The sequence below is a fragment of the Proteus sp. CD3 genome, from assembly GCF_008808075.1.
Classification (GTDB): Bacteria; Pseudomonadota; Gammaproteobacteria; order Enterobacterales; family Enterobacteriaceae; genus Proteus; species Proteus appendicitidis.
Map to the genome: position 1 here is coordinate 3,524,693 of NZ_CP019686.1, position 14,463 is coordinate 3,539,155.

The window sequence follows — 14,463 nt, forward strand, 5'->3', positions numbered from 1 at the left end:
TAATATTACATATCCTAGAGGCAAACATTGATTAATATCCAACTAGGTCGTGTTTTGATTTAAATTTGAGGGCTACTAAAGAATAAAGGTCGCTATATTACAAGGAAAGATAGCATCCCCCATACCTTATCTTATTTTCTTTGACGTTTCTCTTATTTAATCAGTCTCTTTTATATACCCGAATTATGGATTATTAACCACGGAAGGAAACGGACTAGCAACCAAGGATGGTTTATCTTTTCAATAACAACACCTCTTTTTATTTACTCTCTATTTCATACTTATTTTGTGGCAAATATAGGTAGTATTACCCATCATCAAATAAGAATAATTATTATCTGTAAATAAAATAAGGCTCTGCTTATTTTAAACTAATTAAACAGAGCCTTTTCATTATTATGCTTATTTTATTGCATTTGCTTATTCTGCATCTTTACCATAACTAGGAGAGCGTGGGCCATATAGAATACCGTTCGCCTTTCCTGCTGAAAGTAAACGTATACTGGTTATACCTGCAATTTGGTAGCTTTTGTCTGATACGGTATTCACAATTTGATTCACAACGGCTGAAACCAACATCCCTATTAAACTACCTGAAGAGCCGTCTGTTTCTGTACTTGATGCCGTTGCAGAACTACTCCACAACACGCCACCATTACGAAGATCAACAAGCTTGGCAGTAACAGTCACTCGCGTATCACTAGAAATAATTTGATATGACGTTCCAAACTCTGTGATATCTAAGTATAAAACAGCATCAGCACCAAAGATTTCACGAAGTTTATTAGGGCTTACTGCATGAATATCCCCTGCCATGGATAAACCATTTTGCTTAAATGTTTCTTCAACAACAGCAACAGGGAAAACATAATATCCCGCTTCTGCCAAAGGATATGTTACTTGAGATAAGAAGCTGTGCCCCGCGCTAACTTCCGTTGTGTGGTTTTGCGGCACTAAGACTAAAATACTTTTTGGTTTACTCTGTTTAAATGCAGTGTAATCTGTTTTAACAGGCTGGGCGCATCCCGTTAATACCAACGCAAAAGCCAAGCAAATTAAAGCGAATAAGCGACTCATTTTTGCATTCCTTTATTTTTCATCAGGCGATCCATAAATTCCGCTGATTCAGGGTAAAGTACTTTTTCTTCATTAAATTCTGCCATCGCTAAATCTAATGCACCCGTCGCACCATATAACATCCCTAAATGCGCATGTAATCCTGGTGGAATACCTAATGATTTAGCGCGAGAAAGCTCTATACTTTTCTTCAATGCATCAATTTGTGCTTGAGGATCACTTTCACTTTGTTGATAGTGCTGATATACCACTTGTTGATAACTGTCCCAGTTATAAAGTGGTTTCGGGCCACTTGCACAGCCTGTCAGTAATAATGCCCCAAAAACAAGGCTTATTAATGGTTTAGACATCGTTATATCCTTATAAAGGCGCATTATTTTGAAGGCTGCCAAGCATTGCTCTCAATACCTGCAACTAAATTGTTAACCGCTTCGCGGATCGCTAAATCAAGCACTTTACCGTTCAATGTTGAGTCATAGCTTGCTGTTCCACCAAACCCAATGATTTCACGGTTAGAAAGCTCATATTCACCCGCGCCTTGAGATGAGAACACCACTTCTGATGTATTCACATTCACAACGTTTAAATTCACTTTTGCATAAGCAACTTGTGTTTTACCGCGACCTAAAATACCGAATAATTGACGATCGCCCACTTCTTTACGGCCAAATTCTGTTACATCACCCGTTATCACATAATTAGCGCCTTTCAATTGTTGGCTTTGCCCTTTAATACCGGCTTCTTCTTTTAATTCAGATAAATTGGCTCTGTCTAATACATTAAAACGCCCTGTTTGTTGTAAGTGCGTCATTAAAATCGTTTTGGATTGGTTGCCTAATCTATCAACTCCATCAGAGAATATTCCATTCATATAACTAGAACGGTTATCAAACTTACCAATAGAAATAGCGCTCTTAGTGCCTGTATAAGTTGTGTTATAGGTTGCAACTTTAGCGACTTCTAAAGAGCGTGAAGATTCTGATGCACACCCTGCTAGGAATGAAGCAGAAATCATGATCAAACCAAACGATAATTTATTTAAATTCATATTAATAACCCAATAAAGGTGAAATAAACCCATAGATATTCATTCTATTAATTGAAGCAGGGTTGATATAAACAGAAATAATGCTTTCGATTTTAGCTCGTGAGAGCTACCCTTAAAAACCTTAATAATAATAAGGTTAAAAGACCATCAACTCTTATTTGATAATATAAAGGCAATCAGCGATGGGGAGAATAGAAGATAGGCGATAAAAATAACAACAAATAAATATAAAGATAAAATAGGTAATGCTTTATCTATTATTTTTTCAATATCCCTTAAGTCAGTTTAAAATTAAACCCATAAAAAAATAGAAGCAAATTTATATTATATGGCTATTTAATTCGTTCTTATAAATACCTTTATCTAAAGAAAAAATCTAAATAATGTGTAATAAAAAAACGCGATATAACCAATATTGATTATATCACGCCCATTATTTTCGTTCTTTTTACCGACAAATACGGTAATAATAAATACGCTATTAGCGTTTTTTTCCAAATGCAGCAGCTAAAGCATCACCCATTGCACTATTTCCTGCATTATTACCATTATTCATTGGCTGACGGCTACCACGGGCAGGTTTTTGCCCTTTGTTATTTCTAACGGAATTCGAGGTATTTGATGATGATGGTTTTTTATCACTATCACCTGCAACTTCATCTAAACGCATAGTCAATGCGATGCGCTTACGAGCTAAATCAACCTCAAGAACTTTAACTTTAACAATATCTCCAGTTTTCACCACAGTATGTGGATCTTCAATAAATCGATCAGCTAAAGAAGAAATATGCACCAAGCCATCTTGGTGTACACCGATATCAACGAATGCACCGAAATTAGTCACGTTAGTCACCGTTCCTTCAAGGATCATGCCACTAACTAAGTCATTCATCGTTTCAACACCTTCAGCAAAAGTCGCTGTTTTAAACTCTGGACGTGGGTCGCGCCCCGGTTTCGCTAACTCTTTTAAGATGTCATTAATCGTTGGCAGACCAAACTGCTCCGTAATAAATGCTCTTGCGTCTACTTGTGAAATTAAAGTGCTATTCCCCATTAAATCATCAATTTTTTGATGGGTAGATTGCAGGATATTTTCAACAACAGGATACGCTTCAGGGTGAACCGTTGAGGCATCAAGCGGATTTTTACCATCTCGAATACGTAAGAAACCAGCACATTGTTCAAAGGCTTTTGGCCCTAAACGCGCCACTTTGAGTAACTGTTTTCTATCAATAAAACGACCATTTTCATCGCGCCAGCTAATAATATTTTGAGCTATAGATTGGCTAAGCCCTGCAACACGCGTTAATAACGGTACTGATGCGGTATTTAAGTCAACACCGACGCCATTCACACAGTCTTCAACGACAGTATCAAGTTTTCTTGCTAATAATGTTTGGCTAACATCATGCTGATATTGACCCACACCAATTGATTTAGGATCAATTTTTACAAGTTCAGCCAGAGGGTCTTGTAAGCGACGCGCGATAGAAACCGCGCCACGGATAGAAACATCTAAATCAGGAAATTCATTAGCGGCAAGCTCTGACGCTGAATACACCGATGCGCCCGCTTCACTAACAATCACTTTTTGCGCTTTCACTTCTGGATAGCGTTTTACTGTTTCAGCAAAAAATCGCTCTGTTTCACGAGAAGCCGTACCATTACCAATCGCCACCAACTCCACATTATGCTTAATACATAACGCAGCTACACTTGCTGCGGCTTTATCCGCTTGTCCTGTATGTGGATAAATTGTATCTGTGGCAATTAATTTGCCCGTGCTATCAACAACCGCAACTTTAACACCCGTACGTAAACCAGGATCAAGCCCCATTGTGGCACGCATGCCGGCAGGCGCTGCCATCAATAAATCATTAAGGTTACGAGCAAAAACATTAATCGCTTCTTCTTCCGCTTTTTCTCGTAATTGGCTCATTAGTTCTGTTTCAATATGCATTAAAACTTTTATGCGCCAAGTCCAACTTACAACAGCTTTACGCCAGCTATCTGCCGGTTGATTATTTAAACGTAACCCTAAATGCTCTGTAACCAGTTGTTCACCGTAGCTCTCTTTGGGGGCTTCTTCAAATTGCGGATCAGGATTAAGTGATAATTGAAGAATACCTTCGTTACGACCACGAAACATGGCTAAAGCACGGTGAGAGGGAACATTAGCAATAGGCTCGTGATGATCAAAATAATCACTAAATTTAGCGCCTTCAGCTTCTTTGCCATCAATCACTTTGGCAACAAGATGCGCATTTTTCCATAAATATTGGCGAACTTTTGCTAATAATCCCGCATCTTCTGAAAAACGTTCCATTAAAATATAACGTGCGCCATCTAAAGCGGCTTTGGTGTCATCAACACCTTTTTCTGCATTGATATAAATAGCCGCGGCTTCTTCTGGGTTATTTTGTGGTTCATTCCACAATAAATCAGCTAATGGTTCTAATCCATTTTCAATCGCAATTTGCCCACGAGTACGGCGCTTAGGCTTATAAGGAAGATAGAGATCTTCAAGCTCTGTTTTACTTTGAGTTTCATTAATTGAAGAATGCAGTTCTGGTGTCAGTTTTCCTTGTTCTTCAATTGATTTTAAAATTGTTTGGCGACGATCGTTGAGTTCGCGTAAGTAACCAAGGCGAGTTTCTAGTTGACGTAATTGCGTATCATCTAATCCGCCGGTGACCTCTTTACGATAACGGGCAACAAATGGCACCGTATTCCCTTCATCCAGTAACGTTATAGCCGAAAGGACTTGCTGGGGCTTCACAGATAGCTCATCTGCAATAATTCGGCTTAATGATTCATTCATAAAATATTTACCTACCGAGAGGAATAGTTAAAAAAGATGGCTATTATACACGCAGAGCATTAAAAAAATTTGGCAAAATTCCTATCTAGCTCGACAATTATGAGGAAATTAACAGATTATTTTAACATTCACGCTATAGTACCTTTATGAAATTCAATGTTGATGATAGTTTTTATTCGTAATGGCAAAAAGTAACTATATTACTCGTGATGGCTGGTATGCCTTAGACAAAGAGCTAAAATATCTTTGGAAAGAAGAACGCCCGCGTGTCACACAATCGGTTTCAGAAGCAGCGGCACAAGGTGACCGTTCAGAAAATGCTGAATATATTTATGGAAAGAAGCGATTACGGGAAATTGACAGACGTGTTCGTTTTTTATCAAAACGTCTTGATGAACTAAAAATCGTTGACCCAGATCCGCGCCAAGAAGGAAAAGTCTATTTCGGTGCTTGGGTCACGCTTGAAGATGATGACGAAAATATCAAAACCTTTAGGCTTGTGGGTCCCGATGAATTTGATCCAGCAAAACAGTGGATTTCTATTGATTCCCCTGTTGCTAGAGCGCTTATTGGTAAGCAAGTTGATGATGAAATTAGTGTGCAAACACCAGGTGGTGAAGTTAATTACTGCGTATTATCTATCGAATATCATTCGAAATAAGATAAATAAATAGCTTTATATCCTTTATTAAGACCAATGAACAAGTTTTATCTATAAATTATTAACATTTATTCTTTGGTTTTGGTTTAATATTCTTATCGATGATAGAATTCGCTAATAAATGCATTTGCACTTCGGGAGCTTAAAAAATGCAAGAAAGTTATAAAGTGCTAATCGTGGACGATGATTTACGTCTGCGTTCACTCTTAGAGCGCTATTTGACAGAGCAAGGTTTTCAAATCCGTACTGCCGCAAACGCCGATCAAATGGATCGTCTGCTCACTCGCGAATCTATCCATCTTATTGTGCTCGATTTAATGCTTCCTGGTGAGGATGGCCTCTCTATTTGCCGCCGCTTAAGAAGCCAAAACAACCCTATCCCTATTATTATGGTTACTGCGAAAGGGGAAGAGGTTGATAGAATTGTGGGGCTTGAAATCGGTGCTGACGATTACATCTCAAAACCCTTTAATCCAAGAGAACTACTGGCACGTATTCGCGCAGTTCTTCGTCGCCAAGCGAATGAATTGCCGGGCGCACCTTCACAAGATAACGCCATTATCTCTTTTGGTAAGTTCAAGCTAAACCTTGGTACGCGTGAGATGTTCCACGAAGAAGAGCATATGCCTCTGACAAGTGGTGAATTCGCTGTATTAAAAGTACTGGTATCTCACCCTCGCGAGCCACTTTCTCGTGATAAGTTAATGAGCCTTGCTCGTGGTCGTGAATACAGTGCAATGGAGCGTTCAATCGATGTCCAAATTTCGCGTTTACGTCGCATGATTGAAGAAGATCCAACGCATCCTCGCTATATTCAAACAGTTTGGGGACTCGGCTACGTCTTCGTTCCTGATGGAACCAGCGTTCAATGAGAAGGCTGAGGCTTTCACCCCACAATAAACTGACACGTTCGCTATTTCTGGTTATCTCGCTACTTTTTTTTAGCTTGATAGCCAGTTATATCGTTGTGCAACACCTTATTGTGGGACCAAGCCTTCAGCAATTTAATAAAGTTTTAGCGTATGAAATACGTACGTTAATGCCTGAAGAACTGATCCTAGTAGACGGCACCCCGCTAAAAATCTCCCCTGCTTTACGTAATAAAATCTATAACGAACTCGGTGTTTCTTTCTTTGATAAAAATGCTGCACTTGAGGAAGGGCTATATTGGGCCAAAATAGATGATGAATTAAGTGAACAGATGTCTGAATATCTGGGAGGAAAAACCGAGCTATGGATTGAAAATACGCTAGAATACCCAGTCTTATGGGTTAATACGTATATGTCCCCCTCGCTTTGGATCCGCGTTCCACTCACTGAATTAGGGCAAAACTTCTTACTGCCTGTTTACCGACAAGCAATTATTTTTATTATTATCGTTGTTGCTTTTTTCTGGCTTTATAGCCGTTTTCAAAATCGCCCACTCAATGAAGTGGAGTATGCAGCACGTCGCATCGGGAAAGGGGTTATTCCACCGCCTATTCCTGAATCTGGCTCTTCTGAAATGCGCTCGATTATTCGTGCCTTTAACCAGATGTCATCAGGTATTCGCTCATTAGATAATGATAGAACGCTTGTTATGGCAGGTGTTAGCCATGATTTACGTACACCACTGACTCGAATTCGTTTGGCCACTGAAATGATGAGCCCCGAAGATAGTTACCTCGCAGACTCTATCAATAAAGATATCGAAGACTGTGATGCTATTATTGGGCAATTCTTAGACTATATGCGCACAGGTAAAGAGATGTCTTTAGAACTGTGTGATATGAATAATCTATTACGAGAAGTTATTTCAGCTGAATCTAATTCCGGAAAAATCAGCGAAGAGCATCTTCATCCTGAACCCATTAATATCACAGCTAACCCTATTGCTGTAAAACGCGCACTAACCAATATGGTGGTGAATGCTACTCGCTATGGTCATGGCTGGATAAGCGTTTCAAGTGGAAAAGATGAAGAGTATGCGTGGTTCCAAGTTGAAGATGATGGCCCGGGTATTCCACAAGAAGATAGACAACGCCTTTTCCAACCTTTTGTTCAAGGTGAACAAGCACGTAGCTCAACGGGTGCGGGGTTAGGATTATCCATTATTCGTCGTATTATGGATGCTCATGGTGGCTATGTAGAGCTTGATGATAGCGTTAAAGGTGGATTATTAATCCGTGCTAACTTCCCATTAAAAGAGCGCGAAGATGAGGATGATTAGCCCACTCTATTTCAAGTATTGAAGTACTTTTTATTACGCCATTTCTCTTCTCATTTCTCTCCTTCTATAAATATTTCATCATTTTTTCGCTTTGTCATAAAACTGTCACAATTAAGACATTTAATTGTCATCAAACTGACCTATTGTCTGTGCGTACCGTAACCGAAGTTGATAGATGTCGAAAATTATTCTACCTATCCCACAGGAGGGATTATGAAACTGATGCGTACCACCCTGACTAGTGTCATTGCCGCTGCGTTTTCAATGACCGCTCTTTCTGCACAGGCAACGACCTCGCTGACTGGTGCTGGCGCAACGTTCCCTGCCCCAGTTTATGCTAAATGGGCAGATTCCTATCAGAAAGAAACGGGTAACAAAATTAACTACCAAGGCATTGGTTCCTCTGGTGGTGTTAAACAAATCATTGCAAATACTGTTGATTTTGGTGCTTCTGATGCACCATTAGCAGACGACAAATTACAAGCTGACGGTTTATTCCAATTTCCTACCGTCATTGGTGGCGTTGTTATGGCAGTAAATATTCCTGGTATCAAATCAGGTGAACTGACCTTAGATGGCGACACTATCGGTAATATCTATCTAGGCAAGATCCAAAAATGGAACGATCCTGCCATCACTAAGCTCAATCCGGGCGTAAAATTACCAGACCAAAATATTGCGGTTATTCGCCGTGCTGACGGTTCAGGTACATCATTCGTTTTCACTAGCTACTTATCAAAAGTAAATAGTGCATGGAAAGATGAAGTAGGCGCAGGCTCTACCGTAAAATGGCCGACAGGCTTAGGTGGAAAAGGGAATGATGGCATCGCGGCATTCGTTCAACGTGTACCAGGTTCAATTGGTTATGTTGAATATGCTTACGCGAAACAAAACAACCTTGCTTATACTAAATTAGTCACCGCTGACGGCGAAGCAATCGCGCCAACCGCTGACAGCTTTAGTGCCGCAGCAAGAAAAATAGATTGGAGCAAAAGCTTTGCACAAGACCTGACTAACCAGAAAGGTGAAAATGCATGGCCGATTACTTCAACTACCTTCATCTTAGTGCATCAAACACAAAAAGATGCCGTAAAAGGTAAAGAAGTACTGAATTTCTTCAACTGGGCTTACGACAAAGGTAATCAGGAAGCGAAAAACCTAGATTACGCGGTATTACCTACCGAAGTTGTAGAACAAATTCGTGCTGCATGGAAAACAAGTATCAAAGACAGTAATGGTAAACCGATTTACTAATAAAACGGTAATCATTAAGAGATAAGTTAACGTTCACCCCCTGCTAAAACAGGGGGTAATAAATTAAAAGAGGCTTTATGGCCGAGCACACAACGGTAATAAAGGCCCCTAGTAAACGAGGGGACGTTATTTTCAGCGCACTGGTTCGTCTAGCTGCGTTGATTACGCTTTTGCTTTTAACAGGTATCATTGTTTCACTGATTTTCGCCTCATGGCCAAGTATTCAACAATTCGGCCTTTCATTCTTATGGTCGAAAGAGTGGGATCCTCCTGCTCAGGAATTTGGCGCACTAGTGCCTATTTACGGCACCATTGTGACCTCAGTCATCGCACTGATCATTGCTGTTCCTGTCAGTTTTGGTATCGCTCTGTTCTTAACTGAATTAGCCCCTAATTGGTTAAAACGCCCGTTAGGTATCGCTATTGAGTTACTCGCCGCGATTCCCAGCATTGTTTATGGTATGTGGGGGCTATTTGTCTTTGCACCACTCTTTGCAACCTATTTCCAAGAGCCTGTAGGTAATGTGATGTCTTCCATTCCTATCGTTGGCGAGCTTTTCTCTGGCCCTGCTTTTGGTATTGGTATTCTGGCGGCAGGGGTTATCCTCGCTATCATGATCATTCCTTATATCGCTTCTGTCATGCGTGATGTGTTTGAACAAACGCCTGTCATGATGAAAGAGTCTGCCTACGGCATTGGCTGTACAACATGGGAAGTGATTTGGAATATCGTTCTACCTTATACCCGTAATGGTGTTATCGGCGGTGTTATGCTGGGATTAGGTCGCGCCTTAGGTGAAACCATGGCGGTTACCTTTATCATCGGTAATACCTACCAATTAGATTCCGCATCACTGTTTATGCCAGGTAACAGTATTACCTCTGCATTAGCCAATGAATTTGCGGAAGCCGAAACGGGGTTACATACTGCGGCATTGATGGAATTAGGGCTTATCTTGTTTGTCATCACCTTTATCGTCCTTGCGATTTCTAAGTTTATGACATTACGTTTATCAAAAAATGAAGGAGCGCGCTGATATGTCAAAAACATCCTCTTCTTCATTACAAGTTCAAACAGAAAGCGAACTGCGTATACGCCATAAACGCCAGCTTTGGCGTCGCCAAAAAAACCGTATCGCACTGTTTTTATCTGTCTCGACTATGGCATTTGGTCTTTTCTGGTTAACGTGGATTTTATTCTCTACGTTCACCAAAGGCTTTGATGGCATGTCATTGGCACTGTTTACTGAAATGACACCGCCACCAAATACTGATGGTGGTGGATTAGCGAATGCCATTGTCGGTAGTGGATTACTGATTTTATGGGCGACAGTGATTGGAACACCGTTAGGTATTCTTGCTGGAATTTATCTTGCTGAATATGGTCGTCGTTCATGGCTTGCTGAAACTACACGTTTTATTAATGATATTTTGCTGTCAGCGCCATCAATCGTTGTCGGGCTGTTTGTCTACACCATTGTTGTTGCACAGATGCAGCACTTTTCAGGATGGGCGGGAATTATCGCATTAGCGTTACTGCAAATTCCTATCGTTATTCGTACCACTGAAAATATGTTGAAGTTAGTCCCTGATAGCTTACGCGAAGCTGCTTACGCATTAGGAACACCAAAGTGGAAGATGATCTCTAAAATCACCTTAAAAGCCTCGGTATCAGGCATTATCACGGGTGTCTTATTAGCGATTGCACGTATTGCAGGTGAAACTGCACCACTATTATTTACTTCACTATCAAATCAATTCTGGAGCACAGACTTAAACGAACCGATAGCTAACTTACCTGTGACTATCTTTAAGTTCGCCATGAGTCCTTTTGCACAATGGCAAGAGCTTGCTTGGGCTGGCGTATTACTTATCACCCTCTGTGTTCTATTTATCAATATTATCGCGCGCGTGCTGTTTGCTAAACGCAAGCACGGTTAACGCAGAAAGTTAAGCAAGAGAGACGTTGAATGATTATGGCTAATGATAACGCAGGAAATAAAATTCAAGTTCGCGATTTGAACTTCTACTACGGTAAATTTCATGCGCTGAAAAATATCTCTTTAGATATTGCCAAAAATAAGGTGACGGCATTTATCGGCCCTTCTGGCTGTGGTAAATCGACCTTACTACGTACTTTTAATAAAATGTATGAGCTTTATGGCGAACAACGCGCAGAAGGCGAAATTTTGCTAGATGGCAATAATATCCTGACAGATAAGCAAGATATCGCACTATTACGCGCCAAAGTCGGCATGGTATTCCAAAAGCCAACACCTTTCCCGATGTCAATTTATGACAACATTGCCTTTGGTGTCCGCTTATTTGAAAAGCTCTCTCGCGCTGATATGGATGAGCGCGTTCAGTGGGCGTTGACCAAAGCCGCATTATGGAACGAAACCAAAGATAAATTACACCAGAGTGGATATAGTCTCTCTGGTGGTCAGCAACAGCGTTTATGTATCGCTCGTGGTATCGCAATCCGTCCTGAAGTTTTATTACTGGATGAACCTTGTTCTGCTCTCGACCCTATCTCTACGGGTCGTATTGAGGAGCTGATTAGTGAACTCAAATCGGAATATACCGTGGTTATCGTGACACATAATATGCAACAAGCGGCTCGTTGTTCTGATTACACGGCATTTATGTATTTAGGTGAGTTAATTGAATTTAGCGATACGGATACGTTATTTACGCGTCCTGCGAAAAAACAAACTGAAGATTACATCACTGGGCGTTATGGCTGATAACGAGGCAATTAATGGATAATTTAAATCACAATAAGCATATTTCTGGTCAATTTAATGCTGAGTTAGAGCATATCCGTACTGAGCTGATGGTTATGGGGGGGCTTGTTGAAGAGCAACTGAAAAAAGCCATTACAGCAATGCATAATCAAGACCAAGCATTAGCAAATGACGTTATTCAAGGTGACCATAACGTCAACATGATGGAAGTCGCCATTGATGATGCGTGTATGCGAATTATTGCTAAACGTCAGCCAACAGCGAGTGACTTACGTTTAATTATGGCGATATCAAAAACGATCGCTGAACTAGAACGTATTGGCGATGTTGCTGAAAAAATCTGTAAAACGGCGCTTGAAAAGTTTTCACACCAGCATCAACCTCTGCTTGTGAGCTTAGAATCTTTAGGCCAACACGCCATACAAATGCTGCATGATGTTCTTGATGCCTTTGCACGTATGGACTTGGATGAAGCCGTACGTATTTACCGTGAAGACGCTAAAATTGATAATGAGTATGAAGGTATCGTCCGTCAATTAATGACTTATATGATGGAAGATCCTCGAACCATCCCAAGTGTACTAACCGCACTATTTTGTGCGCGCTCTATTGAACGTATTGGCGACCGTTGCCAGAACATTTGTGAGTTTATTTTCTATTACGTAAAAGGTCATGATTTCCGCCATTTAGGGGGCGACCAAGTAGAAAAAATGCTCACAAAAAGTGACGACAACACCGCTAAATAAATTTCTCTCTCTTTTTCTTCTCTTCAAAACAGCGACACTGATGTCGCTGTTTTTTTATTTGTTCATAGATAAACACCGTTCTAGCTCCACCTCTTTTATAGCTTTATTCCTTAAAAGCATATCGATATCAATTTTTATTATTTTATGAACTTAGATCAACTTGATAGCGTGATATGCAACATAACGATGATAATTCTTTTCTTTGGGGTGAATAATGAAACTACGTGTTTTGGCAACGGCATTAATTGCAGGCTCTGTACTTTTCTCTGGTATTGCAAAAGCAGATAAACTCGATGATATAAAAAAAGCAGGTGTCGTACGTATCGCTATCTTTGATAGCAATCCTCCTTTTGGCTTTATTGATCCTCAAACCAAAAAACTCGCAGGTTATGATGCGGATATCGCCAATGAGATCGCCAAAGATTTAGGCGTAAAACTGGAACTACGTCCAACAAACCCAGCAAACCGTATTCCACTGTTAAGTTCTAAGAAAGTCGATTTAATCGCCGCTAACTTCACCATTACCGATGAACGCGCTAAACAAGTTGACTTCTCTGTTCCTTACTTTGCAACCGGTCAAAAATTTATTGCACGTAAAGGCGTTTTAACTAACCCAGAACAAATTCATTCACTGCGTATTGGTGCCGATAAAGGTACTGTTCAAGAGATCACTTTACGTGAACGTTATCCTGACACCAAAGTTATCTCTTATGACGATACTCCTCTCGCTTTCGCTGCATTACGTAACGGTAACGTACAAGCCATCACACAAGATGATGCAAAATTAGTGGGTTTATTAGCAAACCTTCCTGATGCCATTAAAGCCGATTTTGAAGTGTCATCATTTAGCATTACGCGCGAATACCAAGCAGTCGCAGCAGCTAAAGGTGAAGATCGTTTAATTAATGAAATCAATAACACACTATTAAGATTGGAAAAAGAAGGCAAAGCAGACGAGATCTACAATCGTTGGTTTGGCCCTGAAACAAAATCAGCTCAGCCTCGTGGCGATTTCAAATTTGCCCCATTATCAGAGCAAACACCACAATCTTGATCCTTAAAGCGTAATAACTTTCTTCTTTCATTAAAAACAAAGTTATTCCTTTACTAAAACACCTACCCCGCTTCTGCGGGGTTTGGTGTCTACAATAGGTCTATTATATGTTTGAGCAATTTCTTTCACATTACCTTCTGGAGCCACACTATTTAAGCTGGCTCTGGAGCGGTTTTCTCATCACCTTGCTTATCTCTTTTTGGACTATTGTCATTGCAACATTAATGAGCTTCGCCCTTAGTGCTGCAAGAGATAGCACTTTTGTGCCATTACGCTGGTTAGCCACTGTTTATACTTCGCTGTTTCGTAATACGCCACTGTTAGTGCAGTTGTTCTTTTGGTATTTCGCATCAGGAGAGATCCTGCCACAAAGCGCCATGATGTGGTTAAACACACCTCATGAGATTGTATTCTTAGGTGTAACGCTTGCTTGGCCTTCTTTTGAGTTTTTAGCCGGCATTGTGGGTCTGACATTTTACTCAACCCCGTTTATTGCCGAAGAACTAAGAGCAGGTATTCAAGGTGTTAAACAAGGGCAAAAATATGCCTCTTTAGCTCTAGGGTTAACACAATGGCAATCGATGCGTTATGTGATTTTACCTCAAGCCTTTCGTATTGCTCTGCCTCCTTTGCTGGGTCAATACATGAATGTGATAAAAAACTCATCACTGACTATGGCTATTGGTGTTGCAGAGCTTTCTTACGCATCAAGACAAGTCGAAACAGAATCATTACGTACTTTCGAAGCCTTTGGTGTCGCAACCATTCTTTATATTGCGGCAATAGCCTTGATGGAAGCTTGGGGACAATGGCATCAGCAACGTAAATTAGCACAAGGGTATTAAT

Annotated in this window: 14 protein-coding genes; 10 read left to right on the top strand and 4 right to left on the bottom strand. The window is 40.4% G+C overall.

What is annotated here, in order from left to right; genetic code table 11:
* Positions 1-420: 420 nt before the first annotated feature.
* From BTA34_RS15700 to BTA34_RS15715, 4 genes are all read right to left on the bottom strand, one after another.
* Positions 421-1,077, bottom strand: a complete 657-nt coding sequence (locus BTA34_RS15700; RefSeq protein ID WP_151436349.1) for a DUF799 domain-containing protein — start codon at positions 1,075-1,077, stop codon at positions 421-423.
* Entirely contained in the window at positions 1,074-1,427 is a 354-nt protein-coding gene (locus tag BTA34_RS15705) for a DUF4810 domain-containing protein (RefSeq protein ID WP_151436350.1), read from the bottom strand. The genes BTA34_RS15700 and BTA34_RS15705 overlap by 4 nt, the downstream gene beginning before the upstream one ends.
* A 23-nt stretch (positions 1,428-1,450) precedes the next feature.
* The gene (locus tag BTA34_RS15710; protein ID WP_151436351.1) at positions 1,451-2,125 is read right to left on the bottom strand and encodes a CsgG/HfaB family protein; all 675 of its coding nucleotides are present in this window, start codon (positions 2,123-2,125) and stop codon (positions 1,451-1,453) included.
* 481 nt (positions 2,126-2,606) lie between these two features.
* Positions 2,607-4,946: a Tex family protein gene (locus tag BTA34_RS15715; protein ID WP_151436352.1), complete on the bottom strand. Its 2,340-nt coding sequence runs from the start codon at positions 4,944-4,946 to the stop codon at positions 2,607-2,609.
* Between the two features lie 181 nt (positions 4,947-5,127).
* Here BTA34_RS15715 and greB point away from each other — a divergent pair, with 181 nt between their 5' ends.
* The 10 genes from greB (at position 5,128) to BTA34_RS15765 (ending at position 14,462) form a co-directional block, all read left to right on the top strand.
* Positions 5,128-5,607, top strand: coding sequence for a transcription elongation factor GreB (greB, locus tag BTA34_RS15720; RefSeq protein ID WP_151436353.1), 480 nt, complete (start codon positions 5,128-5,130; stop codon positions 5,605-5,607).
* Between the two features lie 149 nt (positions 5,608-5,756).
* Positions 5,757-6,479, top strand: coding sequence for a two-component system response regulator OmpR (ompR, locus tag BTA34_RS15725; protein ID WP_023583230.1), 723 nt, complete (start codon positions 5,757-5,759; stop codon positions 6,477-6,479).
* Positions 6,476-7,816 carry a two-component system sensor histidine kinase EnvZ gene (envZ, locus tag BTA34_RS15730; protein ID WP_151436354.1) on the top strand — a complete coding sequence of 447 codons (1,341 nt, stop codon included), beginning with the start codon at positions 6,476-6,478 and terminating at the stop codon, positions 7,814-7,816. The genes ompR and envZ overlap by 4 nt, the downstream gene beginning before the upstream one ends.
* A gap of 213 nt (positions 7,817-8,029) precedes the next feature.
* Positions 8,030-9,070 carry a phosphate ABC transporter substrate-binding protein PstS gene (pstS, locus tag BTA34_RS15735; RefSeq protein ID WP_109373686.1) on the top strand — a complete coding sequence of 347 codons (1,041 nt, stop codon included), beginning with the start codon at positions 8,030-8,032 and terminating at the stop codon, positions 9,068-9,070.
* A 77-nt stretch (positions 9,071-9,147) separates the two neighbouring features.
* Positions 9,148-10,107 (top strand): phosphate ABC transporter permease PstC, encoded by a 960-nt coding sequence (gene pstC / locus BTA34_RS15740; RefSeq protein WP_151436355.1) that lies wholly within the window; start codon positions 9,148-9,150, stop codon positions 10,105-10,107.
* Between the two features lies 1 nt (position 10,108).
* Entirely contained in the window at positions 10,109-11,011 is a 903-nt protein-coding gene (pstA, locus tag BTA34_RS15745) for a phosphate ABC transporter permease PstA (protein WP_151436356.1), read from the top strand.
* Positions 11,012-11,040: 29 nt separating this feature from the next.
* Positions 11,041-11,817, top strand: coding sequence for a phosphate ABC transporter ATP-binding protein PstB (gene pstB / locus BTA34_RS15750; RefSeq protein ID WP_006534565.1), 777 nt, complete (start codon positions 11,041-11,043; stop codon positions 11,815-11,817).
* Positions 11,818-11,831: 14 nt separating this feature from the next.
* The gene (phoU, locus tag BTA34_RS15755; RefSeq protein WP_151436357.1) at positions 11,832-12,563 is read left to right on the top strand and encodes a phosphate signaling complex protein PhoU; all 732 of its coding nucleotides are present in this window, start codon (positions 11,832-11,834) and stop codon (positions 12,561-12,563) included.
* A 214-nt stretch (positions 12,564-12,777) separates the two neighbouring features.
* Positions 12,778-13,617, top strand: a complete 840-nt coding sequence (locus BTA34_RS15760) for an ABC transporter substrate-binding protein (RefSeq protein ID WP_151436358.1) — start codon at positions 12,778-12,780, stop codon at positions 13,615-13,617.
* Between the two features lie 107 nt (positions 13,618-13,724).
* Complete coding sequence (locus tag BTA34_RS15765; protein WP_151436359.1) at positions 13,725-14,462, top strand: amino acid ABC transporter permease; 738 nt, start codon at positions 13,725-13,727, stop codon at positions 14,460-14,462.
* The last annotated feature ends 1 nt before the right edge of the window (position 14,463 follow it).

Coding starts and splice junctions, on each gene's coding strand:
- BTA34_RS15700 (WP_151436349.1), bottom strand. CDS start 1,077: ATGAGTCGCTTATTCGCTTTAATTTGCTTGGCTTTTGCGTTGGTATTA.
- BTA34_RS15705 (WP_151436350.1), bottom strand. CDS start 1,427: ATGTCTAAACCATTAATAAGCCTTGTTTTTGGGGCATTATTACTGACA.
- BTA34_RS15710 (WP_151436351.1), bottom strand. CDS start 2,125: ATGAATTTAAATAAATTATCGTTTGGTTTGATCATGATTTCTGCTTCA.
- BTA34_RS15715 (WP_151436352.1), bottom strand. CDS start 4,946: ATGAATGAATCATTAAGCCGAATTATTGCAGATGAGCTATCTGTGAAG.
- greB (WP_151436353.1), top strand. CDS start 5,128: ATGGCAAAAAGTAACTATATTACTCGTGATGGCTGGTATGCCTTAGAC.
- ompR (WP_023583230.1), top strand. CDS start 5,757: ATGCAAGAAAGTTATAAAGTGCTAATCGTGGACGATGATTTACGTCTG.
- envZ (WP_151436354.1), top strand. CDS start 6,476: ATGAGAAGGCTGAGGCTTTCACCCCACAATAAACTGACACGTTCGCTA.
- pstS (WP_109373686.1), top strand. CDS start 8,030: ATGAAACTGATGCGTACCACCCTGACTAGTGTCATTGCCGCTGCGTTT.
- pstC (WP_151436355.1), top strand. CDS start 9,148: ATGGCCGAGCACACAACGGTAATAAAGGCCCCTAGTAAACGAGGGGAC.
- pstA (WP_151436356.1), top strand. CDS start 10,109: ATGTCAAAAACATCCTCTTCTTCATTACAAGTTCAAACAGAAAGCGAA.
- pstB (WP_006534565.1), top strand. CDS start 11,041: ATGATTATGGCTAATGATAACGCAGGAAATAAAATTCAAGTTCGCGAT.
- phoU (WP_151436357.1), top strand. CDS start 11,832: ATGGATAATTTAAATCACAATAAGCATATTTCTGGTCAATTTAATGCT.
- BTA34_RS15760 (WP_151436358.1), top strand. CDS start 12,778: ATGAAACTACGTGTTTTGGCAACGGCATTAATTGCAGGCTCTGTACTT.
- BTA34_RS15765 (WP_151436359.1), top strand. CDS start 13,725: ATGTTTGAGCAATTTCTTTCACATTACCTTCTGGAGCCACACTATTTA.